The 22615-nt window shown below is 61.6% G+C and carries 21 protein-coding genes and 4 pseudogenes; 16 read left to right on the top strand and 9 right to left on the bottom strand.

The genetic code is table 11. The features are described 5' to 3' along the window. Positions 1-113 precede the first annotated feature (113 nt). From ACW9HW_RS12625 to ACW9HW_RS12615, 3 genes are all read right to left on the bottom strand, one after another. A complete protein-coding gene (locus tag ACW9HW_RS12625; protein WP_095192846.1) occupies positions 114-938 on the bottom strand; it encodes an alpha/beta fold hydrolase in 825 nt (274 codons plus the stop codon). Positions 939-1144: 206 nt separating this feature from the next. Then, positions 1145-1501 (bottom strand): 6-carboxytetrahydropterin synthase QueD, encoded by a 357-nt coding sequence (queD, locus tag ACW9HW_RS12620; RefSeq protein WP_095192892.1) that lies wholly within the window; start codon positions 1499-1501, stop codon positions 1145-1147. An 86-nt stretch (positions 1502-1587) separates the two neighbouring features. Then, positions 1588-2667 (bottom strand): hypothetical protein, encoded by a 1080-nt coding sequence (locus ACW9HW_RS12615; protein ID WP_095192845.1) that lies wholly within the window; start codon positions 2665-2667, stop codon positions 1588-1590. 222 nt (positions 2668-2889) lie between these two features. Between ACW9HW_RS12615 and ACW9HW_RS12610 the strand changes: the two genes are divergently transcribed. From ACW9HW_RS12610 to ACW9HW_RS12595, 4 genes are read left to right on the top strand one after another with little or no spacing between them, the layout of a single operon-like run. After that, entirely contained in the window at positions 2890-3198 is a 309-nt protein-coding gene (locus ACW9HW_RS12610) for a PepSY domain-containing protein (protein WP_095192844.1), read from the top strand. Continuing rightward, a complete protein-coding gene (locus tag ACW9HW_RS12605; RefSeq protein WP_095192843.1) occupies positions 3198-3521 on the top strand; it encodes a PepSY domain-containing protein in 324 nt (107 codons plus the stop codon). Before ACW9HW_RS12610 ends, ACW9HW_RS12605 begins: the two co-directional genes overlap by 1 nt. A 3-nt stretch (positions 3522-3524) precedes the next feature. After that, complete coding sequence (locus ACW9HW_RS12600) at positions 3525-4193, top strand: response regulator transcription factor (RefSeq protein ID WP_095192842.1); 669 nt, start codon at positions 3525-3527, stop codon at positions 4191-4193. Further along, a complete protein-coding gene (locus ACW9HW_RS12595; protein ID WP_457400085.1) occupies positions 4190-5506 on the top strand; it encodes a sensor histidine kinase in 1317 nt (438 codons plus the stop codon). Before ACW9HW_RS12600 ends, ACW9HW_RS12595 begins: the two co-directional genes overlap by 4 nt. 131 nt (positions 5507-5637) lie before the next feature. Here the strand turns inward: ACW9HW_RS12595 and ACW9HW_RS12590 are convergent, their stop codons facing one another. The 3 genes and pseudogenes from ACW9HW_RS12590 to ACW9HW_RS12580 form a co-directional block, all read right to left on the bottom strand. Continuing rightward, a complete protein-coding gene (locus ACW9HW_RS12590) occupies positions 5638-7314 on the bottom strand; it encodes an MFS transporter (protein ID WP_095192840.1) in 1677 nt (558 codons plus the stop codon). A gap of 317 nt (positions 7315-7631) precedes the next feature. Further along, positions 7632-8144 (bottom strand): annotated as a pseudogene (locus ACW9HW_RS12585) (methyl-accepting chemotaxis protein); the annotation flags it as partial. 345 nt (positions 8145-8489) lie between these two features. Next, positions 8490-9560, bottom strand: a pseudogene (locus ACW9HW_RS12580) (PDC sensor domain-containing protein); the annotation flags it as partial. 611 nt (positions 9561-10171) lie between these two features. On the opposite strand from ACW9HW_RS12580, the pseudogene ACW9HW_RS12575 reads away from it, so the two are divergent. From ACW9HW_RS12575 to ACW9HW_RS12565, 3 genes and pseudogenes are all read left to right on the top strand, one after another. Next, a pseudogene (locus ACW9HW_RS12575) lies at positions 10172-11485 on the top strand (Na+/H+ antiporter family protein); the annotation flags it as partial. A gap of 191 nt (positions 11486-11676) precedes the next feature. Continuing rightward, positions 11677-12453 (top strand): annotated as a pseudogene (locus tag ACW9HW_RS12570) (cache domain-containing protein); the annotation flags it as partial. An 84-nt stretch (positions 12454-12537) separates the two neighbouring features. Next, positions 12538-13359: a methyl-accepting chemotaxis protein gene (locus tag ACW9HW_RS12565; RefSeq protein ID WP_371917504.1), complete on the top strand. Its 822-nt coding sequence runs from the start codon at positions 12538-12540 to the stop codon at positions 13357-13359. A 121-nt stretch (positions 13360-13480) separates the two neighbouring features. On the opposite strand, the gene ACW9HW_RS12560 is transcribed toward ACW9HW_RS12565, so the two are convergent. After that, positions 13481-14416 carry a LysR family transcriptional regulator gene (locus ACW9HW_RS12560; protein ID WP_095192836.1) on the bottom strand — a complete coding sequence of 312 codons (936 nt, stop codon included), beginning with the start codon at positions 14414-14416 and terminating at the stop codon, positions 13481-13483. A gap of 209 nt (positions 14417-14625) precedes the next feature. Here ACW9HW_RS12560 and ACW9HW_RS12555 point away from each other — a divergent pair, with 209 nt between their 5' ends. The 3 genes from ACW9HW_RS12555 to ACW9HW_RS12545 all read left to right on the top strand — a co-directional run bounded on the left by ACW9HW_RS12555 (position 14626) and on the right by ACW9HW_RS12545 (position 15801). Then, a complete protein-coding gene (locus ACW9HW_RS12555; RefSeq protein WP_095192835.1) occupies positions 14626-15120 on the top strand; it encodes a DMT family transporter in 495 nt (164 codons plus the stop codon). Beyond that, on the top strand, positions 15120-15572 hold the full coding sequence (locus tag ACW9HW_RS12550; RefSeq protein WP_095192834.1) for a DMT family transporter: 453 nt from the start codon (positions 15120-15122) through the stop codon (positions 15570-15572). The genes ACW9HW_RS12555 and ACW9HW_RS12550 overlap by 1 nt, the downstream gene beginning before the upstream one ends. Positions 15573-15639: 67 nt before the next feature. Beyond that, positions 15640-15801 carry a metallothionein gene (locus ACW9HW_RS12545; RefSeq protein ID WP_095192833.1) on the top strand — a complete coding sequence of 54 codons (162 nt, stop codon included), beginning with the start codon at positions 15640-15642 and terminating at the stop codon, positions 15799-15801. A 61-nt stretch (positions 15802-15862) separates the two neighbouring features. Here ACW9HW_RS12545 and ACW9HW_RS12540 read toward each other — a convergent pair whose 3' ends face one another. Further along, positions 15863-16090 (bottom strand): DUF6555 family protein, encoded by a 228-nt coding sequence (locus tag ACW9HW_RS12540; RefSeq protein WP_095192832.1) that lies wholly within the window; start codon positions 16088-16090, stop codon positions 15863-15865. Positions 16091-16237: 147 nt separating this feature from the next. On the opposite strand from ACW9HW_RS12540, the gene ACW9HW_RS12535 reads away from it, so the two are divergent. The 5 genes from ACW9HW_RS12535 to mnmH all read left to right on the top strand — a co-directional run bounded on the left by ACW9HW_RS12535 (position 16238) and on the right by mnmH (position 20637). Then, positions 16238-17038: an AraC family transcriptional regulator gene (locus ACW9HW_RS12535; RefSeq protein ID WP_457400081.1), complete on the top strand. Its 801-nt coding sequence runs from the start codon at positions 16238-16240 to the stop codon at positions 17036-17038. 152 nt (positions 17039-17190) lie between these two features. Then, positions 17191-17364, top strand: a complete 174-nt coding sequence (locus ACW9HW_RS12530) for a DUF1427 family protein (protein ID WP_137807539.1) — start codon at positions 17191-17193, stop codon at positions 17362-17364. 28 nt (positions 17365-17392) lie between these two features. Beyond that, on the top strand, positions 17393-18349 hold the full coding sequence (locus ACW9HW_RS12525) for a quinone oxidoreductase family protein (RefSeq protein ID WP_457400079.1): 957 nt from the start codon (positions 17393-17395) through the stop codon (positions 18347-18349). Positions 18350-18505: 156 nt separating this feature from the next. Continuing rightward, the gene (gene selD / locus ACW9HW_RS12520) at positions 18506-19540 is read left to right on the top strand and encodes a selenide, water dikinase SelD (protein WP_457400078.1); all 1035 of its coding nucleotides are present in this window, start codon (positions 18506-18508) and stop codon (positions 19538-19540) included. After that, entirely contained in the window at positions 19540-20637 is a 1098-nt protein-coding gene (gene mnmH / locus ACW9HW_RS12515) for a tRNA 2-selenouridine(34) synthase MnmH (protein ID WP_457400076.1), read from the top strand. The genes selD and mnmH overlap by 1 nt, the downstream gene beginning before the upstream one ends. A 123-nt stretch (positions 20638-20760) precedes the next feature. Here the strand turns inward: mnmH and ACW9HW_RS12510 are convergent, their stop codons facing one another. Then, on the bottom strand, positions 20761-21426 hold the full coding sequence (locus tag ACW9HW_RS12510) for a histidine phosphatase family protein (RefSeq protein WP_095192826.1): 666 nt from the start codon (positions 21424-21426) through the stop codon (positions 20761-20763). Positions 21427-21792: 366 nt separating this feature from the next. Between ACW9HW_RS12510 and ACW9HW_RS12505 the strand changes: the two genes are divergently transcribed. After that, positions 21793-22503 carry a glutathione binding-like protein gene (locus ACW9HW_RS12505; RefSeq protein WP_457400073.1) on the top strand — a complete coding sequence of 237 codons (711 nt, stop codon included), beginning with the start codon at positions 21793-21795 and terminating at the stop codon, positions 22501-22503. Positions 22504-22615: the final 112 nt, after the last annotated feature.

The following is a 22615-nucleotide window of genomic DNA, read 5'->3' as shown; positions in this document are numbered from 1 at the left end:
ACAATCCATTGTGGGAGCGAGCCTTCTCGCGAAGGCGTTGTGCCCGTCGACATAGAGGCTGAATGTGCCGCCGTCTTCGCGAGCAGGCTCGCTCCCACAGGGATTCGGTTTCGTCAGGATGAGAGGGAGAGAAACCGCATTAGCGCAGCGACGATGGCCTCGGGCGCATCTTCCTGAACCAGATGCCCGGCGTTGGCAATGGCGTGGAACTGCGCCCCGGGGATCATGCCCTGCAAGGCGCGCCCGCGTTCGATGGGGATCCACTGGTCGTCTTCGCCCCAGAGAATCTGCACCGGGCAGCGAATTGTCGGGTACAAGCCCTCGGCCTCGCGGGTGTAGCGCTCGTCCATCTGCGCGATCTGCCGGTAGAACGCCGCTTGCCCCGGATCGCCCAGCCAGGGTTGCACGTAGGGTTCGAGTTCTTCGTCCGGGATGTCCCGCTTGATCGCTGTGCGTATATAGGTGGGCACAATCGCCCGCTGGATGTAATCGGGCAGCCCGCTGAACGCGGCCTCATGCTGGCGCACATGCTGCACGAATGGCGAGCCCCAGGGCGTCAGCGCTACCGGGTCGATCAGCGTCAGGCTGCGGTAATTCTTGCCGTTGAGCAGGTGCGCACGCAGCACAGTGGCACCGCCGAAATCGTGGGCCACTACGTCCGGGCAATCCAGCCCCCAGTGTTCCAGCAGCTGCGCCAGCAGTTGATTCTGCACGCCGAGCGAGACATCACCGTCGACTTTCTCGGACTGCCCATAGCCCAGCAGATCGAAGTAATGCACCCGGTGGGTGGTGATGAAATGCGGTGCGATGCGGTGCCAGACATAGGAAGAGAAAGGGGTGCCGTGCACGAACACCAACGGCGGGCCGTCGCCCCGCACAGCGTAACGAACGGAGTGACCGTTGTAGCGATAGGTCTGAGCCAGCGGCCAGTCAGCCATGGGCGTGTCCTCTTGGCGGATGAGAGGCAAAAAGCATAGGCATAAAAAAACAGCCGATGAAGGCTGTTTAGTTAATCAACTGACGAAACGCGGTCATTGTGGGAGCGAGCCTGCTCGCGAAGGCGGTGGCAAATTCAACATTGAAGTGCCTGATCTAGCGCTTTCGCGAGCAGGCTCGCTCCCACAGAGAAGCTGGGGTGCCCTGTTTATTCCCCGCGATAGATGCAGCCGCTGGTGCACGTCTCGTGAATGCGTATCGCGCTGAGTTCAGGCAGCAAGGGCTTGAGTTCGGACCAGATGAATTTGGCCAATACTTCACTGGTCGGGTTTTCCAGGCCAGGAATGTCGTTCAGGTAGTTGTGGTCCAGTCGCTCATACAGCGGCTTGAAGATCGCCTTGATCTCCGAGAAGTCGCGGATCCAGCCGGTATGCGGATCGAGGTCACCGCTCAGGTGAATCGCCACTTTGAACGAGTGGCCGTGCAGGCGGCCGCACTTGTGGCCGTCCGGGACGTGGGGCAAGCGGTGGGCGGATTCGAAGGTGAACTCTTTGAAAATTTCCACAGTGGTTTCAGCTCTGTTGAAGTGGCGATCGCGGCGGCGACGCTGGGGCAATTTGAACAGGCGCCGAGTTTAACAGCTTGTCCTGACTAAAGGGTCAGCACGCGCTCGCCAAGGCGACCGTTGGCGACCAGCTCCAGAAATTCATCGCCCAACCGGCGGCTTTCATCCATGGTCGCGCGCCAGTATTTCTGCCGGCCCGGAGCGTCGCCCATGAAGCGCTTGAAGTCATTGCGGTCCGGCAGTTTGCCGTAGGGCAGGCGCGCCAGGTATTGCTTCGACGGTGCCAGCAGCAGTACGTCTTGCAGGCGTGTCGGGCAGGCGCGGCGCCATGGCAGGGTCTTGTCGAACCAGCCGGGAATTACCCGGTCGGTGAAGTGCGGGTAGAGCACGATGTCGTTGCCGCTGTAGGGCAGGTCGAGGTGATAGTCCAGCAGGCCACCATCGCGGAACGTACCGGCACCGGCTCCCGGCAGGTCGCGCACGCCTTCCATCACCATCGGGATCGACCCCGAGGCGAGCAGGGCCTGGCGCAGATTACCGGCGTTGAGTTCGACGAACCGCGACGGGAAATCGTTCAGCGCGCCGACCGGTGGTGCCAGGCGCGGGTCGTGGATGATCAGCCGCTCGAAGTGCCGCGACAGCCGCGCGCGACCGCACAGGTTGTCGGCGATCACCGAGGACAGGCCCAGGCCCAGGCGGCCGCGATGATCGTCGGCGAGCAGGCCGTGGCTTTTGACCACCATGATGTTCAGGCGGTAATAGGCGTTGTCGAGGAGCGTGGCGTCGCGGCCGTCGAGCAAGTCATCGAGCATGCGCCGGGAGCTCTGGCTGATCTGCGCCATGGTCACGCCCTTGGCGAAGTTTTGCTCGGTGTAAAGGTGGCCGAGACGGCGGATGCCTTCGGCGGCGTCCGGCAGGCAGGCGCTGGCGAAGCGCCAGGAGCCGACCGATGCCCCGATCAGCGAGCGCTCCCGTGGCGCCGACGGCAGCCATTGGCCGAACAACGCCAGGTCCAGTCCCTGAATCCCCAGCGCCTTGGGGCCACCCGCAGCGCCCGGCAGCGTACCGACATCGGCGGCGTCGAGGCCGTTTTCACGAATGCGCGCGAAGGCACGCGGACCGGCCTTGATTGTCAGGGAGGGGAACTTGATGTGGATGGCGGTCATTACAGTCTCAGTATCTGGCGAGCTTGGAATTATGTGGGAGCGAGCCTGCGCGCGAAAGCGGTGTGTCATTCAACATTGATGGCGGCTGACACACCGTATTCGCGAGCAGGCTCGCTCGCACAGGATTGGCGGTGCGGCCAATGATGGCAATTCAGTTTCAATTAAGTTCATATCGCTAAGGTGCCCCCCTGTAGGCAATACATAAAGAATACGGAGACACCCATGAAAACCCTGACTGCCCTGTTCACCGCGTCCATCATCGGCCTGACCGCCAGCATCGCCCATGCCCGCGATCTGGGGCCGGATGAAGCCTTGAGGCTGCGCGACGCTGGTACCATTGTGTCTTTTGAAAAGCTCAATGCCACCGCACTGGCCAAGCACCCGGGTTCCACCATCACCGAAACCGAGCTGGAAGAAGAGTACGGCAAGTACATCTACCAGATTGAACTGCGCGACCCGCAGGGCGTCGAGTGGGATCTGGAATTAGACGCTGTCAGTGGGCAGGTTCTCAAGGATCATCAGGATTCGTAATGACGCTGCTTTCTTTTACACATTGGCGCACCGCCAGGCGACTGGCGCTGGTGCTCCTGGCATTTTGCTCGGTGGCCATGGCCCGCGACCTGGATCAGGACGAAGCCCTGCGCCTGCGCCAGCGAGGGGTGATCCTGCCGCTCGAACAGTTGCTGCAGCAAGCACTGGACCGCTATCCGGGCGCCAAACTGCTGGAAGCCGAGCTTGAAGAGAAGCACGACGTCTACATTTATGAAGTCGAGTTGCTGACCGTTGAAGGCGTGGTCCGCGAGCTCGACCTCGATGCCGCCACCGGCCGTTTATTGAAAGACAAGGAAGATTGACCGATGCGTTTGCTCCTGGTGGAAGACCATGTGCTCCTGGCCGACGAACTGATGGCCGGCCTCAATCGCCAAGGGTACGCCGTGGACTGGCTGGCCGACGGTCGCGACGCGGTGTACCAGGGCAGCAGCGAGCCATATGACTTGATCATCCTCGACCTCGGCCTGCCGGGGTTGCCGGGGCTTGACGTGTTGGCGCAGTGGCGCGCGGGCGGGTTGGCCACGCCGGTGCTGATCCTTACCGCCCGCGGTTCCTGGGCTGAACGCATCGAGGGGCTCAAGGCCGGTGCCGACGATTACCTGACCAAACCTTTTCATCCGGAAGAATTGCACCTGCGGGTCCAGGCTCTGCTGCGCCGCTCCCACGGTCAGGTCAATCAACCGACGCTCAAGGCCGCCGGGTTGCAACTGGATGAAGGTCGTCAGTGTGTGATCCGCGACGGTGCGGATGTTCAGCTCACCGCCGCCGAATTCCGTTTGCTGCGTTACTTCATGCTGCACCCGGATCAGATTCTTTCCAAAAGCCACCTTGCCGAACACCTCTACGACGGTGAAACCGAGCGTGACTCCAATGTGCTGGAAGTCCACGTCAATCACCTGCGACGCAAACTGGGGCGCAGCGTGATCGAAACCCGTCGCGGCCAGGGTTACCTGTTCGGCGGGCAAGCGCAGTGAGGTCGATCCAGCGTCGCTTGAGCCTGGGCCTGATCAGCGTGATGGTGGTGGTCGGCCTGGTATTGGCGCAAACCAGCCTGTGGCTGTTCGAAATGGGTCTGCAACGCTATCTCGAGGCCGGGCTGCGCAACGACAGCGAGAACCTGCTGGTGGCGCTGGTCCGCGGCCCGCAGGGCCTGCAACTGGATGAGCGAAACCTGTCGCCGGCCTATCAGCGGCCGTTTTCCGGGCATTATTTCCGCATCGACTTTGCCGACAGCCATTGGCGCTCCCGTTCGTTGTGGGACCAGGAACTGCCACGCCTCGACCATCCCGGTCTGCACAGCAACCTGCAATTGGGGCCGGAGGGACAGCAGTTGCTGGTATTGCGCTCGGACTATCGTCGCCTGGGCCAGTCGATCTCCATCAGCGTCGCGCAGGATTACACCCCGGTACGCGAGAGCTTCCGGCGCATGCAGCAGCTCGGTTTCGGACTGGGGCTGGCGGGTTTGCTGCTGATTCTGTTGTTGCAACGGATTACCGTGCGTCGCGCCCTGCGCCCTCTGGAAAAGGCACGGGAACAAATCGCGCAATTGCAGCAGGGCCAGCGCTCGCAACTCGATGACCAGGTACCGGTGGAACTGGAACCTTTGGTGGCACAGATCAACCATCTGCTGGCCCACACCGAAGACAGCCTCAAGCGCTCGCGCAATGCCCTGGGCAATCTCGGACACGCCTTGAAAACCCCGCTGGCGGTCCTGTTGAGCCTGGCGTCAAGTGAGCAACTCGACGCCCACCCGCAACTGCGCAAGATCCTCAAGACTCAACTGGAGCAGGTTCAGCAGCGGCTCAACCGCGAACTCAACCGCGCCCGGTTATCCGGCGACGCGCTGCCCGGTGCGCTGTTTGACTGCGACGCCGAATTGCCGGGGTTGCTGGCGACATTGAACATGATCCACGGCGAACACCTGAACCTGAGTTATCGGTCCCCGGCCGGCCTGCAATTATCGTGGGATCGCGAAGACCTGTTGGAGTTGCTCGGCAACCTGCTGGACAACGCCTGCAAATGGGCGGATGCCGAGGTGCGATTGAGTGTGGTGGAGACGGTAGACGGGTTTGAGCTGTGTGTGGAGGACGACGGACCGGGCATTCCCGAAGACCGCCGTACTCAGGTGTTCAGTCGTGGCACCCGGCTGGATGAGCAGACTGATGGCCATGGCCTGGGCCTGGGCATTGTGCGTGACATCGTCGATACCTGGGGCGGGGTGTTGCGCTTGCAGGAAAGTGAGTGGGGCGGGTTGAAGGTGCTGATCGAGTTGCCGAAACGCATTTGAATCCACCGGGGAAAAAACTGTGGGAGCGAGCCTGCTCGCGAATGCAGTGTGTCAGACACCCTCTTCATTGACTGGCACACCGCTTTCGCGAGCAGGCTCGCTCCCACAGGGGTTTTGTTTGTCCCTGAGCCCTATGTGTGATGAATCTCCCGATCCTTGGTTTCCGGCATGAAGAAGATCCCCAGGACCGCCGTCATCACCGCGATGACAATCGGGTACCACAGCCCGTAGTAGATATCCCCCGTGGCCGCGACCATGGCGAACGCCACCGTCGGCAGGAACCCGCCGAACCAGCCGTTACCGATGTGGTAGGGCAGTGACATCGAGGTGTAGCGGATGCGCGCCGGGAACAGTTCCACCAGCCAGGCGGCGATCGGGCCATAGACCATGGTCACATAGATCACCAGGATCGTCAGGAGCAGCAGCACCATCGGATAGTTGGTCTTGGCCGGGTCGGCCTTCTCGGGGTAGCCAGCCTCCTTGAGAGTGGTGGCGAGGGTGGCGGTGAACGCGTCATTCTGCGCCTTGAAGTCGGCGGCCGGCATGCCGGTGCCCTCGAAACTCGTGATCACTTTCTCGCCGACACGGACCTGGGCCACGGTGCCCGGTTCGGCCTTCACGTTCTCATAGGGGATGGCCCGCTTGGCCAGGATGGTCTTGGCCAGGTCGCAGGAACTGGTGAATTTGGCCTTGCCCACCGGGTCGAACTGGAACGAACACTGGTCGGGATCGGCGATCACCGTGACCGGGTTCTTCTCCTGTGCGGCGAACACGTCAGGGTTACCGTATTGGGTCAGTGCGGTGAAGATCGGGAAGTAGGTCAACGCCGCCAGAATGCAACCGGCCATGATGATGCCCTTGCGGCCGATGCGGTCGGACAGGCTGCCGAAGATGACGAAGAACGGCGTGCCGATCAGCAGCGAACCGGCAATCAGCAAGTTGGCGGTCTGCGCGTCGATCTTCAGCGTCTGCAACAGGAAGAACAGTGCATAGAACTGCCCGGTGTACCAGACCACGGCCTGGCCGGCGGTGCCGCCGAGCAGGGCCATGATCACGATCTTGAGGTTATCCCAGCGGGCGAAGGATTCGGTCAGTGGCGCCTTGGAAGCCTTGCCTTCGGCCTTCATTTTCAGGAACACCGGTGACTCGCTCAGTTGCAGGCGGATGTACACCGAAATGACCAGCAGCAGAATCGACAGCAGGAACGGAATCCGCCAGCCCCAGGCTTCGAAGGCTTCATTGCCCAGCGCGGTGCGGCAGGCGAGGATCACCAGCAGCGAAAGAAACAGGCCGAGGGTCGCCGTGGTCTGAATCCACGAAGTGAAATAACCGCGCTTGCCTTTCGGTGCATGCTCGGCCACGTAGGTCGCCGCACCGCCGTACTCACCCCCCAGCGCCAGGCCTTGCAACAGCCGCAGGGTGATCAGGATGATCGGCGCCGCCACACCGATGGTCGCATAGCCGGGCAGGAAGCCCACCACCGCCGTGGAAACACCCATGATCACAATAGTGATGAGGAAGGTGTGTTTGCGCCCGATCATATCGCCTAACCGGCCAAACACGATGGCCCCGAAGGGGCGGACCGCGAAGCCCGCGGCAAACGCGAGCAGGGCGAAGATGAAGGAAGTGGTCTCGTTGACGCCGGCGAAGAAGTGCTTGGCGATGATCGCGGCGAGTGAGCCGTACAGATAGAAGTCGTACCATTCGAACACGGTGCCCAGGGACGAGGCGAATATGACCTTGCGCTCCTCCCTGGTGATCCCCCGGTTGGGCGCGCTGCCCGTGGTTGTATTGTCGATTGCCGCCATGATTTTTTTCTCCGTTGTTCTTGTGTAAGGCCGGAGTACCTTCAGTGTTGTTGCCGCACCCTGGCCCTGGGGCTGATGTCATCGGATTACGGATTGCGCGAAGCGTGGACACGAACAGACGGCCTCGCATCGCTGCAAGGTTTCATGAAGCATAATCGGCTTTGCACAGATATCCACTCGCCATCATGTGGATGAACAGACACAAGGCCTTGTGGGAGCGAGCCTGCTCGCGAAAGCGGCGATACATTCAACAGAAATGTGTCTGATCCACCGCCTTCGCGAGCAGGCTCGCTCCCACAGGTTTTTTGCAGGCAGGGTTACACGCGGAACTGATCCATCAGGCTCTGTTGTTGATTGGCCAGGCTATTGAGCGACTGACTCACCCGCGCCGATTCATTGGCCTGCCCCGACAGCGACTCGGTCACGTCGCGAATGGTCGCCACGTTGTTGTTGATCTCCTCGGCCACTGCGCTTTGCTCTTCGGCGGCGCTGGCGATCTGCAGGTTCATGTCGCTGATGACGGTCACTGCATCGCCGATCTGCCGCAGCGCCGTCACGGCCTGGCCGACCTGCTCGACGCTGCCTTGGGCCTGGCGATGGCTGTTGCCCATCGAACCCACCACATCCTGGGTGCCGCTTTGCAGTTGTTCGATCACCAGGCGGGTTTCTTCCACCGATTCCTGAGTACGCCGTGCCAGATTGCGCACTTCATCGGCCACCACGGCAAAACCGCGCCCGGCCTCACCGGCACGGGCTGCTTCGATCGCCGCGTTCAGCGCCAGCAGGTTGGTCTGTTCGGCGATGGCGCGGATCACTTCCAGAACCGAACCGATCTTCTCGCTGTTGGCGGCCAGGCCTTCGACCTGGACCATTGCCGCACTCATGTCGGCGGCGAGGTTGTCGATGCTGGCGGTGGTGCGGTCGATCACGGTCAACCCCTGGCGGGTCGCCTGATCCGCGTCCCGCGCGGCCTGGGCCGCCTGGGCGGCGCTGCGGGCGACGTCCTGGGCGGTGGCACTCATTTCGTGAGAGGCGGTCGCGACCTGATCCACCTGGCGATATTGCTGCTCCATGCCGGCACTGGTCTGGGTGGCGATGGCGGAGGACTGGTCTGCGGTGCTGCGGGCGTCCTGCACCGAGCGTTTGACCTCGGCGATGATCGGTTGCAGCTTGTCGAGGAATCGGTTGAACCAGCCGGCCAACTGGCCCAGTTCATCCTGTTTGTCGTAGGCCAGGCGGCGGGTCAGGTCACCTTCGCCGCTGGCGATGTCTTCGAGCATGTGCGCCACACCGAGGATCGGCCTGGTCACGCTGCGCGCCATCAGCCACACCAGCAGCAGGCCGATCAACGCGGCCAGCACACCCAGGCCGAGCTCGGTCAGGGTGCCGGCGGTGTTGCTTTCATCCAGTTGTTTTTTCAGCGCTTCGGCCGGGCCGACCAGCACCTTCTCCGGCACATCGAGCAACACGCCCCAAGCCTTGCCGTCCGGAATCGGCTGGAACGGCGCCAGCACCTTGAGCTGCTGATCGCTGTGCAGGCTGGCAATCTTGCTGCTGGTGGCGAGCATGCGCATCAGCTCGGCACCGGTGCGCGGGTCCACGGCTTCCAGGCGCTGGCTGAGTTTGCCGGCGTCCGGGCTGTAGCCGGCGAGCAAACCGGCGGGGCTGACAATGCTGACGCTGGTCTGGCCGTCATAGAGCTTCTTGCTCGCGCTCTGGCTGATCGCTTGCAGGCTGTTGAGGTTGATGTCCACCGACAGCGAGGCGATGACCTTGCCGTTGACCATCAGCGGGAAAACGATGCTGGTCATCAGCACGTTCTGGCCATCGATCACATAGAAGTAGGGTTCGATCACGCAGGGCTTGAGGGTGGTGCGCGGGCAGGTGAACCAGGCATTGGCCGGTTCGCCGCTGGGACCGGTGCTGGTGTCGGCCATGTCTTTTTCCGGCAGCGGCATGGAGGTCAGCTGGCCCGGCGTCGGTTGCGACCAGTACAAGGCAAAGCGTCCCTTTTCATTGCTGCCGATGTCGCTCTGGCCGGCGAACAGCTCATCCTTGCCGTCCAGCCCGTTGGGTTCGAACACCAGGGACAGGCCGAGCAGTTCCGGGTTGGCTTGCAGTGCCGACTTGACCTGGCGGGTCAGGTCTTCGCGCAGGTCGAAGGCATCGAGGAAGCGCTTCTCGGCCTGGTCGCGCAGGAACAGCACCTGCCGCGAAAAGCCATGGCCATATTGATAGGCGTCCATGAACTGCTGGCGAATCCCCAGCGCCTGGTTTTCACCCTGGGATTCGATCCGCGCCTGGGCGGCTTCGGTCAACATCTCCATGCTCGAGGCTTTCACCAGCTCGGAGCTGTGCTCCATGCGATACAGCGAAAGACCCACCAGCAGGGTCACGATGCCCGCCAGGCACAGCCCGGCCAGCAAGGTGATTTTCCATTGAATGGAAAGTTGTCTGAGCGACATGGAGACGTCCTTAATTCGATAAATATCTGCGACTTTGCACTGTAACGGCCTGGATATGGCTTTCTTTATGCCGTTGGCCAGATTCTGGATGAAGGGCATTTGTGGCGAGGGAGCTTGCTCCCGCTGGGGTGCGAAGCGCCCCCCTGCAATTATCCAGACAAACCGAGCAGCCCGGATTTGCGGCTGCTTCGCAGCCGAACGGGAGCAAGCTCCCTCGCCACAGGTCATTGCAGGTCAACACATGCAGTTACATATCCGCAGGACCGAGGTGCTTTGACACCGGCCCGACTCTGCGGCACAGTGCGCGCCCTCTAATAAAACCATTCCCTGATCCGCTGGCGGCTCTCGCAGACTGCCGGACGGAGTCTTTCCGTTTGTCTCGAGGTAGTGAAATGAATGCAGTGATTGCCGCGGTCGGCATCATGCTGATACTCAGTTTGTCCCGCGTGCATGTGGTCATCGCGCTGATCGTCGGTGCGCTGGTGGGTGGCCTGACCGGTGGCCTTGGCATCGACGCGACGCTCAAGGCGTTCAACAGCGGCCTCGGTGGAGGGGCGACGGTAGCCTTGTCCTACGCGTTGCTCGGCGCTTTCGCCGTGGCCATTGCCAAATCCGGCCTGGCCCATGCCCTGGCCGACAGGGCACTGGCGATGGTCGATCGCCAGCATGCCACCGGTGGCCGCCAGGTCAAATGGTTGCTGATCGGCCTGCTCTGGGTGGTGGCCATTGCCTCGCAGAACATCTTGCCGATCCATATCGCTTTCATTCCGTTGCTGGTGCCGCCGCTTTTATACGTGCTGACCAAGCTGCAGCTGGACCGCCGGTTGATCGCCTGTGTCATCACCTTCGGCCTGATCACCCCGTACATGTTCCTGCCAGTAGGTTTCGGCAATATCTTCCTCAATGAAATCCTGCTGGCCAACGTCGCCCGCAGCGGCGTGGATATCAGCGGCATCAACGTCACCCACGCCATGGGTATCCCGGCGCTGGGCATGCTGGTCGGGCTCGGGGTGGCCTTTATCAGCTACCGCAAGAAGCGTGTCTACGACCTGGAAAAAATCGAGCAAGTGGAACAGGTGGCGGTGCAATACAACCCGTTGAGCCTGATGGTGGCGGGCCTGGCCATTGCGGCGGCGTTCATCATTCAGTTGCTGCTGGACTCGATGATTATCGGCGCGCTGGCCGGCTTCCTGATCTTCTCGGTGTCAGGCATCGTCAAGTGGCGTGACACCGACGACCTGTTCACCGAAGGCATGAAGATGATGGCGATGATCGGCTTCATCATGATTGCCGCCTCCGGGTTCGGCGAAGTGATCAAGGCCACCGGGCAAGTGCAGACGCTGGTCGAAACCTCCGCTGCGTGGATCGGCCACAGCAAAGCCGTGGGTGCCTTGCTGATGCTGCTGGTCGGTCTGCTGGTGACCATGGGCATCGGCTCGTCATTTTCCACGGTGCCGATCCTGGCGGTGATTTTCGTGCCGTTGTGCGTGCAGCTGGGCTTCAGTCCGATCGCCATCGTGTGCATCGTCGGCACCGCCGGCGCCCTGGGTGACGCCGGTTCGCCGGCCTCGGATTCGACCCTTGGCCCGACCTCCGGCCTGAACATCGACGGCCAGCATCACCACATCTGGGACACCGTGGTCCCGACCTTCCTGCACTACAACCTGCCGTTGCTGGCGTTTGGCTGGTTGGCCGCGATGGTCCTGAACCCCCGATCACCCCTGTGGGAGCGAGCCTGCTCGCGAAGGCGTCGGCACATCCAGCATCAATGTGACAGATAGACCGCATTCGCGAGCAGGCTCGCTCCCACAAGGGGCAGTGTGACCTTGACCTCAACTTTTGTGCTGGCGTGCCGTTAAAGCCTTTACCCACGCCAATAAAATCAAGAGTGAACGTCATGCGCATGAGCCTGAAGGCCAAAGTCCTGTCCCTTGCCGTCCTGCCGGTGCTGCTCTTTGCGCTGGTCATCAGCCTGACCACGTTGTTCATCCTGCAGGGCCAGGCCCGGCAGGAAGTCGAGGAAACCCGCGAGCGCCTGCTCAGCGATGCCAAGGCCACCCTGCAAAGCTATGTTGCCGTGGCGATGACCACGATCAAGCCACTGTACGACGCTGCCGCCCAAGGCGATGACGCGGCGCGGGCCCAGGCGATCAAGCTGCTGTCGAACATCAAGTACGGAAAAGACGGCTACTTCTTTGGCTACGACTCCGAGACTGTGCGCCTGTTCAAGGCCAACGACCCGGAAGGCGTGGGCAAGAGCTTCAAGGACAACCGCGATCCCAACGGCGTCTACGTCAACCGTGACCTGGTGAAAGTCGCCAAGGACGGTACGCATTACCTGCAATACAGCTCGCCGCTGCCGGGCAACAATCAGGGGCTGGTGCCCAAGCTCGGCTACACCGAATACCTGCCGAAGTGGGACATGGCGGTCGGTACCTCGGTCAACCTCGACGGCATCGAGGCGCAAGTGGCCGTGGTCCAAGTCAAAGTCCAGGAACGCATGCAAGGCGTGGTGCTGAGCATTGTCGGCGTGGCGGTGGTGGTGCTGTTGCTGATTGCCGCGGCGGGGATGCTGTTGGCCAACACCATCCTGCGTCCGCTGAACCTGATGAAAAACAACCTCGACGACATTGCGGCGGGCGAGGGCGACCTGACCCGCCGTCTGGCCATCACCAGCCAGGATGAGTTGGGCGAACTGGCCGGTTCGTTCAACCGTTTTGTCGACAAGATCCATGGCCTGGTGCGCCAGATCACCGAAATGACCTCGCAACTGACCGGGCTGGTGAATCAGGTCTCCGACCAGGCCCAGCGTTCGGACCAGGCCATGGAGCGCCAGCGTCACGAAACCGATCAGGTCGCCACGGCGATCAATGAAATGTCCGCCGCCGCCCAGGAAGTGGCCAAGAGCGCGCAAAACGCCGCGGTGGCCGCGCAGCAGACCGATGAAGAAGGCCAGGCCGCCAAGCGTGTGGTGGCTGGCAGCATCGTGAAGATTCATGCGCTGGTGGATGACATCCGCAGCAGCGGCGTGTCCCTGGACAGCCTGCAAAAAGACGTGTCATCGATTGTCAGTGTGCTCGGGGTGATCCGCTCGATTGCCGAACAGACCAACCTGCTGGCGCTCAACGCGGCCATCGAAGCGGCCCGCGCCGGTGAGGCCGGGCGTGGTTTTGCGGTGGTGGCCGATGAGGTGCGGGCGCTGGCCAGTCGCACGCAAATCAGCACCCAGGAAATCCAGGGCATGATCGACCGCTTGCAGGCCGGTACCCAGTCGGCGGTGGAGGCCATGCGCCGATCCAGCGAGGCCGGTGACGGCACTTCGGCCCAGGCCAACGAAGCCGGTGCGTCCCTGGACACCATGGCGCAACTGATCGCCACCATCAATTCGATGAACGCACAGATCGCCAGTGCCGCCGAAGAACAGACTGCCGTGGCTGAAGAGATCAACCGCAGCGTGCATCAGATCGCGGTGGCGGTGGATAACGTGGCCGGTGAGACCCAACTGGGTGCGCAGACATCGCGCAGTCTGGCGGATCTGGGACAACGGCTGGGCAATCTGGTCGGACAGTTCCGTATCTGACAGACACCGTAGAACCTGTGGGAGCGAGCCTGCTCGCGAAGACGTCGGCACATTCAGCATCAATGTGACAGATAGACCGCTTTCGCGAGCAGGCTCGCTCCCACAGGTGGCCAGGCAGTGATTAGGGTCTGTCCCAGTACGGCACCTCGCCAAAACACTCGACAAAGAAATCAATCACCGTCCGCACCTTCACTGACAGGCGTCGGCTCCCGGGCCAGAGCACGGCGATCTGCTGCGGCTCAAGGCTGTTCGACACCTGATAGTTCCCCAGCACCGGCACCAGCGTGCCGTTGCGCACCGCTTCCCCGATCAGCCATGACGGAAACATCACCAGCCCCAGGCCCTGTTCAGCGGCCTGGGTCAGGGTGTCGGCGTGGTTGCCGGTGATCGGCCCCTTCACCGAACAGGGCGTCCAAGGCTGCTGGCCCTTGCGGAAGAACCAGCGCTGTTGACCGGTGACGCCCTTGTAGGCCAGGCACTGGTGGGACGCCAGGTCAGCGGGATGTTGCGGCGTGCCGTGCCGCTCAAGATAAGCCGGGCTCGCCGCAACCTGAAAGCGATGGGGGGCCAGGATCCGCGCCTGCATGCTGGAGTCGTGCAGCGGCCCGATGCGGAATAGCAGGTCGGCGCCTTCCTGCAAGGGGTCGATGTAACTGTCGGTCTGCTGGATATCCAATTGCAGTTTCGGGTAACGCGCGCATAACTGCCCCAGCCACGGCGTCAGGTGCCGTTGACCGAACACCACCGGCGCATTGATCCGCACCAGGCCGCTGGGTTCGCTTTGCTGTTCCTGCAGGGCCTGTTCGGCTTCCTCCAGTTGCACCAGCACCAGCCGCGCATGGTGACCGAGCATGCGCCCGGCTTCGGTGGGCGTGACGGCACGGGTGTGACGGTAGAGCAATTGCTGGCTCAGGGCTTGTTCCATCAGTTGGATTTGTCGAGAAATGGAAGAGGGCGCCAGGCCTTCGCGGCGGGCGACTTCGGAAAAGCTGCCGTGGTCGAGCACTGCGACAAACAGCCGAAGCGCCTTGAATCCCAGTTCGTTGAAGCCCTGCATGTTTCATCCTGCTGTGCGAGTTTCGCAAAAGTGTTGTCAGGATGCTCCCATTTATCGCAAAGCATCGCCACCGGATAATTGTGGGAGCGGGCATGCATTGAGAATGCGGTGGGTCATTCACCAGAGATGTTGACTGACCGGACCTCTTCGCGAGCAGGCTCGCTCCCACAGGGTTCGTGTCTTATCTGATGAACGGCAGGTGTTTCCTTATGCAATCTTCTTCAATCGACAGCGTTGGCGTTACTGCAACGCCCACGACCAAGCCGGGGCTACGGCTATTGCTGTTGCCCCTGGTCATCCTGGCCGGCATGGGCCTTTCCGTGGAAGCCGGGCTGCTCGGGCCTCTGGGCGTTCAGGTCGGGCACCTGTGGGCGACCTTGAGCATCTTCGGCGTTGGCTCGGCGATTCTGTTTCTGCTGTTGCTGTTCAGCGGCCCGCAGCGGGGGCCGGCCCTGAGCGAACTGCCGCGCTGGCAATTGATCGGCGGCTTTCTCGGGCCGATCTACGTGGTGGTGCTGACGCTGGCCACGCCGCACATCGGCATTGCCATGACCATGATCGCGATCCTGTCCGGGCAGGTTGGCAAAAGCGTGCTGATCGACCACTTCGGCTGGTTCGGCGCTCCCCGGAAAAAGGTCAATGCGCAGCGCTGGCTGGCCTTGCTGCTGATTGTCGCGGCACTTGTTCTGATTGCTCGGGGTTGATGATGAGTCTGATTATTTTGCTGGTGGTGGTCGTGGCGGCCGGTGCGGTGCTGAGTGTGCAGGCCGCCATCAACGGGCGTCTGGGTGAAACGGTTGGCGTGCTGCGCAGCAGTTTGCTGACGTTCGTGGTCGGGGCGGTGAGCACCGGGTTGCTGATTGTATTTTTCGAACCGGCCCATGCCGTGAGCCTGCTGGACGTGCCGAAGTGGCAGCTCAGCGGCGCACTGTTTGGTGTCGTCTACATGATGGTGATGGTGGGCGCGGTGCCACGGATCGGGACTGCGGTGGCGACGGTGGCGGTGATTGTCGGGCAGTTGGGGATGGGGATGTTGATCGACAATTTTGGCTGGCTGGGCAATCCGGCAATCGAATTGTCCGGCAGTCGGATAGTGGCGATGGCGCTGTTGGGCCTGGCGCTGGTGTTCATGTATCGCAGCAGCAGTCGGGCCTGACTCCTACACTGGTTAGACGGGGTATTTGTCCAGCCCCCCGACGACCACCACAAAAGGAGTCCGCTCCATGACCGACGACCGCAAGTGTGACTGTCCGAAATGTAACTGCAAGCTTGGCGAGCATCCGATCGTGCGTCACGGCAAACACTATTGCTGTGAAGCCTGCGCCAAGCACCATGAGCACGGTGAGGAATGTGTCCATCAAGGCTGCAAGTGCGCCCATGGCTGATGGCGATCGCGCATTGAAAAAGTGGAGCCTGATCGGGCTCCGCTTTTAGTTTCAAGAGGCCTCAATTCGCCGGCCGCCACTTGACGTTTTCCACGCCGAATTTCTCTGCCATCGGCTTGCTGGTCTTCTGCACCTTTTCCCGGCCAAAGCGCGGAATCCGGCCGACCCCCGCATCGCAACTGGCCCAATGCCAGGCTTCGGCGTTGTCCATTTTGTCCAGACGGATAATGAACGACTTGGGCACGCCATGAAGGGTGTAGTCAATGACGAAAAGTTTTGCGCTGTTCATATGGCCCGTATTCCTCCCTGTTGTACATAAACGGATCGCAGGCCACACGGAAAATTCATTCGGATTGTCAGACGGTTGCGCTCTCTGGCGGGCTGTCTGGCGTCTGGTTAACATAAAGCCTTCCGCCAACCCCAATGATCATTGCCCATGGCCCTTGCCGCCCCGCCGGATCTGAGTGACACCGATGTGCCCGTGCAACCGCTGGCGCGAACGTATCCGCGCGGGTTGTTCATCGAGCCGCATGAGCATGTCTGGGGGCAATTGCTGTATGCGATGAGCGGGGTGATGTGGGTCGAGACGCCCCATGAGGCGCTGGTGGTGCCGCCGCAGCGAGCGGTGTGGCTACCGCCGGGCGTGCCCCATGCCATCCGGGTGGTGTCAGACCTGCAGATGCGCAACATCTACCTGCGACCCTCCCTGGCGGCAACGCTCGATGACAGCGTGCAAGTGATCGAAGTCGGCGGGTTGTTGCGCGAGTTGATCGTCGGCCTGGTGGAGCAGGGCGACGACGGTGCCCCGGAGTATTACGAAGCCTTGGTGGGGCTGGCATTGCTGGAGCTCAAGCGGGCCAGGCGCTCGCTGATGAAAATCCCGCTGCCGGACGATTCCGACCGGCGCCTGATGAACCTGTGCCAGGCGGTCATGGCCCAGCCATCCCTGGACATTCCTTTCGAACAACATGCGCAAAACGCCGGTGCCAGCGTGCGCACCCTGGCGCGGCTGTTCAAGGATGGCCTGGGCATGGGCTTTGCCGAATGGCGGCGGCAGGTGCAACTGGCGACGGCGGCGGCCGAATTGATCCAGGGTGTGCCGGTCAGTGCGATTGCCCGGGAGTTGGGCTATTCCCCCAGCAGTTTCAGCGACATGTTCCGCCGGGAACTGGGTGTCGCGCCTTCGCAGTTTGTAGGAGCGAGCTCGCTCGCGATGGGCGTCAACGATAACGCGTAAAACCAGATGCCCCGCGGGGCCCTCGAGTCCATCGCGAGCAAGCTCGCTCCTACAGGGGCCAGGTTTGGCCGAAATTCAGAAGCACTTGGCCGATGCTCGCTGTCACGGATCCCTAGACTTTGGGCATACCTCAATTGCCCCCGGAGTCTGCCATGAGCTACTTCATTTCACTGGTTATCGGCCTGGGCGTCGGCCTGCTCTACGGTGCCCTGGATTTCCGTTCTCCCGCGCCACCGGCCATCGCGCTGATAGGCCTGCTCGGCATGCTGGCCGGCGAAAAAATCTGGCCGATGGGCCGGCAGCTGGTGGCTGGCTGGATCTCCTGAATCCCTTTATTTACTGGATGGAAACGTCATGAAAGCGTTGCAGTTCGACAAAACCGGCGATCTCTCGGCCCTGCGCTATGTCGAGGTACCCACCCCCGTTCCCGGCGCCGATGAAGTGCTGGTCGAGATCAAGGCCGCCGGGCTCAACCCCAGCGATGTGAAGAACGTGCTGGGCCGCTTTCCCTACACCACCCTGCCGCGGATTCCCGGTCGCGATTTTGCCGGCATCGTCATTGAAGGTCCGCCAGCACTGCTCGGTCAGCCGGTGTGGGGCACTGGCCGTGAACTGGGCTTTTTCGCCGATGGCTCCCATGCGCAGTTCGTCAAACTGCCGGCTGCGGGTGTCGCACTCAAGCCCACTCACCTGAGCTTTGCCCAGGCCGCCAGTCTCGGTGTGCCTTACACCACGGCGTGGGACGCGCTGGAACGTAGCCTGGTGACGGCACAAACCCGCTTGCTGGTGATCGGCGGCGGGGCGGTGGGCAGTGCCGCGTTGGCATTGGCCAAAGTGCGCGGTGCCCAGGTACTGGCGGCGGCGCGGCGACCGGAGCAGGTCAAGGACTTGCAGGCCCAGGGTTATCAGACGCTGCAACTGGACAAACCCGAAGACTTGGGCGCACAGGTCAATGCCGTGTTCACCGGCGGCGCTGACGTGATTTTCGACACCACCGGCTTCTGGCTACCGGCCTCCGTCGCGGCGTTGGCCACGTTCGGGCGCATTGCCATTATCGCCGCGCCGGTGGACGGCATGGTGCAATTGCCGGCACTGGCGCTGTATCGCAAGGGCGGATCGGTAGTGGGGATCAACTCGTTGCTGTACGGCGTGCAAGCCTGCGCGGCCATGCTGGATCAGTTCGGCCAATTCTTCGATCAGGACTTGTTGCCGTTGCCGCAAGGGTTGTTCGAGTCGCCGTTGGCCGAAGGCCCGGAGCGCTATGCGGAGGTGAATCAGGGTAGTGGCGATAAAGTGATTTTAATACCGTAACCCCCGATCACTGTGGGAGCGAGCCTGCTCGCGAAAGCGGTGTGACAGGCAACAGTGATGTTGAATGTCCGATCGCATTCGCGAGCAGGCTCGCTCCCACAAGGTCAAGTGGATGCTCTGCTAGAATCGGTCGCACCAACCCCACGAGGTACCCCGATGAGCGAGCCGATCCGTCTGACCCAATACAGCCATGGCGCTGGATGCGGTTGCAAGATTTCCCCCCAGGTACTGGAAGTGATTCTGGCCGGCAGCGGCGCGCAGAACCTTGATCCGAAACTGTGGGTCGGCAATGCCTCGCGCGACGACGCGGCGGTCTACGCCATCGATGAAGAGCGCGGCGTGGTGTCGACCACCGACTTTTTCATGCCGATCGTCGACGATCCCTTCGATTTCGGTCGCATCGCCGCGACCAATGCCATCAGTGACATTTACGCCATGGGCGGCGATCCGCTCATGGCGATTGCGATCCTTGGCTGGCCGGTCAACGTACTGGCGCCGGAGATTGCCCGGGAAGTGATTCGCGGCGGCCGTTCGGTGTGCGACGAGGCGGGGATCCCCTTGGCGGGCGGGCACTCCATCGATGCGCCGGAACCGATCTTCGGCCTGGCCGTTACCGGCCTGGTGGAAAAGCGCCACATGAAGCGCAATGACACGGCCACCGCCGGCTGCCTGCTTTACCTGACCAAACCCCTGGGCATCGGCATCCTCACCACCGCCGAGAAAAAGGGGAAATTGCGCCCCGCCGACATCGGCCTGGCCCGGGACTGGATGTGCACCCTGAACAAACCCGGAAGCCGCTTTGGCAAACTCGACGGTGTGACGGCGATGACCGACGTCACGGGTTTTGGCCTGCTGGGTCACCTGGTGGAAATGGCGGATGGCAGCCGCCTGACCGCGCGAATCCGATACGACCGGGTGCCGCGTTTGCCGGGTGTCGAGTATTACCTTGAACAGGGCTGCATCCCGGGTGGCACGTTGCGTAACTTCGACAGTTACGCCAGCAAACTGGGCCGTCTTCAGGAACTGCATAAACGTGTGCTGTGCGATCCGCAAACCAGTGGTGGCCTGCTGATCGCGGTCACCCCCGAAGGCAATCGAGAGTTTCTCGAAACCGCCGCCGACATGGGTTTGAACCTTGAACCCATCGGTGAACTGGTCGAGCGACAGAACAATGCGGTCGAGGTGTCTTGATGTCTGTCGACTGTACTGAATACCGCGACATCTTCCTCAACGACCGGCCAATGATGGATGCCCGCGCGCCGATCGAGTTTGCCAAGGGCGCGTTCCCCGGTGCAGTCAGCCTGCCGCTGATGAACGATCACGAGCGGCAGCGGGTCGGCACCTGCTACAAGCAACACGGTCAGCAAGCCGCTATCGTCATGGGCCATCAATTGGTGTCCGGCGCGATCAAGGCCGAGCGCATCCAGGCCTGGGCGGATTTCGCCCGGGCGCATCCCGATGGGTATTTGTATTGTTTTCGCGGCGGGCTGCGCTCACAGATCGTCCAGCAATGGCTCAAGGACGAGGCGGGCATCGACTATCCGCGCGTCGCTGGTGGCTACAAGGCCATGCGTAACTTCCTGCTGAACACGGTCGATCAGGCCGTTGCCCAGTGCGATTTCGTGTTGCTGGGCGGCATGACCGGCACCGGCAAAACCGAAGTGCTGACGCAATTGCGTAACGGGCTGGACCTTGAAGGTCACGCCAATCACCGCGGTTCCAGTTTCGGTAAGCGCGCCACGGGCCAACCGACCAATATCGACTTTGAAAACCGCCTGGCGGTAGACCTGCTGAAAAAGCGCGCCCAGGGCCTCGAGCAATTCGTGCTGGAAGACGAAAGCCGTGCCATCGGCAGCTGCGCGCTGCCATTGCCGCTGTATCAGGGTATGCAGCAGTACCCGATGGTCTGGCTCGAAGACAGCCTGCAAGGGCGGGTCGAGCGGATCCTGCGCGATTACGTGGTGGACCTGTGTGCCGAGTTCATCCGTGTGCATGGTGACGAAGGCTTTGCGTTGTTTTCCGAACGCTTGCTGGAGAGCCTGAACAATGTGCACAAACGCCTGGGCGGCGAGCGTCATCGACGGATGCTGCTGTTGATGGAAGAGGCGCTGGCGGAGCAGGGAAGCAGCGGTGCGGTGGATTTGCACCGGGGCTGGATCGAGGGGTTGCTGGTGGAGTATTACGACCCGATGTATGCGTTTCAGCGGGAGAAAAAGGGCGCGCGGATCGAGTTTGCCGGGGAGCGGGGGGCGGTGTTGGAGTATTTGCGGGAGCGGGGCAGGCAGTAAGTTTGATGCTGAGTTTGCCGGCCTCTTCGCGAGCAGGCTCGCTCCCACATAGGATCTGCGTGCACCGCATCCCCTGTGGGACGAGCCTGCTCGCGAAGAGGACCGAACAGACACTGCAAAAAATCAGGTCGGGCAAGTCTCCTGCCCATTATCCAGCCCTTGCTTGTAGCTTTGGCTTTGCAGGCTGGCCTTGCCGTTGTGCCAGGTCAGGGTCAGCACATACAGCGAATCGTAGTCGCCGGATTCCCAATCGTCGGTGATGTTCTGCTTCTTGCCCACGGCTTTACCGGCGACCTTGTTGATCAGTTCCGGCAGGTAACCATGGGACCAGGCGGTGTAGATGGTTGCGTTGTGGTACTTGTCGTCGATCAGTTCACGGGCCAGATCACTGGTGTCGTTGGCCGAGAAGTTGATGTTCACCGGCAAGCCGAGCTTGATCGCGCTGGGGCTGATGGTCATCAATGGACGGATGTAGCTGTAGGAATTGTCGAGTTCGCCTTCCTCGACATTGCGTGTCGGGTTGGCGGCAAACACATAGTCGGCCTTGCCGAATTTTTCCGGCAGCAGGGTAGCCAGATCGATCGCTCGGTTCAGGCCCTGGCAGTTGAGCTGGCCCAGGCCTCCGGCGGGTTTTTCCGCGTGGCGCAGGAACACCAGCGTTTGGGTGCCGTCCGCCGGCTGCGCGCGGGACTCCAGGGCAAAAAACACCGCGCTGGCCGCCAGCAGGACGGGCAGGGCCAGATAAGCGCGATGTTTGAAGCGTTTGGCGAATTTCATAAGGTTCGTCATGGAATTAAGGGTTCTTCAGCGCATTGGGTTAAGGCTGACAAACCTTTACACCGCGAATTTCCTGCATCGGGTGTTTTCCATGTCGTGAAGCCGGTCCGTTTCAAAGGGCAGTGCTCAGAGTCCCCTGAAGCCCATTTGGTTCGATTCCGGCCGAGAGCGCCGCAATGTACCGGTAACCTCGAATGGGTTGCAGCGAAGGTTATCGACAGGATGTTGCGGATTTATGGACACCGTACACCAGCCACCACACAGGGTGTTGTCATCTCCTTTGATCTTCACCATCAGTGGTAATGATGGCTCCGGGCGCCGCACGGCGGGTTATCTCCATTATCATCGGCATTCTCAATTTTCCCGTGGATCCTGCCCATGACCGATTTGTCTGCGTTCCCCATCACCGAAAAATGGCCGGCCCAGTATCCGGAGTGGATTCAGCTGTACTCCTTGCCGACCCCCAACGGCGTCAAGGTTTCGATCATGCTTGAAGAGATCGGCCTGCCCTATGAGCCACATCGCGTTGGTTTCGACACCAACGATCAGATGTCCCCCGAATTCCTGTCACTCAACCCGAACAACAAAATCCCGGCGATCCTCGATCCCCACGGTCCGGGTGGCCAGCCGTTGCCGTTGTTCGAGTCCGGGGCGATTCTGATTTACCTGGCCGACAAGAGCGGGCAACTGCTGGCCCAGGAGTCGGCGGCGCGCTACGAAACCATCCAGTGGCTGATGTTCCAGATGGGCGGGATCGGCCCGATGTTCGGCCAGCTCGGTTTCTTCAACAAATTCGCCGGCAAGGACTATGAAGACAAGCGTCCCCGTGATCGCTACGTCGAGGAAAGCAGGCGTCTGCTCGCTGTACTCGACAAGCGCCTGGAAGGGCGGGACTGGATCATGGGCGAGCGCTACACCATTGCCGATATCGCCATTTTTCCGTGGGTGCGCAACCTGATCGGCTTCTATGAAGCCGGCGATCTGGTGGGTATCGAGAATTTCCAGAACGTCACGCGGGTGCTGGATCGCTTCCTGTCGCGGCCGGCGGTGAAGCGCGGGCTGGAAATTCCGAAACCCCTCTCCAACTGACACACTGAAAAACCTGTGGGAGCGAGCCGGCTCCGGGCGGCGCTCCGACGAAGGCGGCGTATCAGTCGACACATGTATTGACTGATCCACCGCCTTCGCGAGCTGGCTCGCT

It is taken from the genome of Pseudomonas sp. SDO5532_S415 (assembly GCF_054071155.1).
Note: the sequence above shows the minus strand (reverse complement) of the source record. Positions and strands in the feature narration are given on the sequence as shown.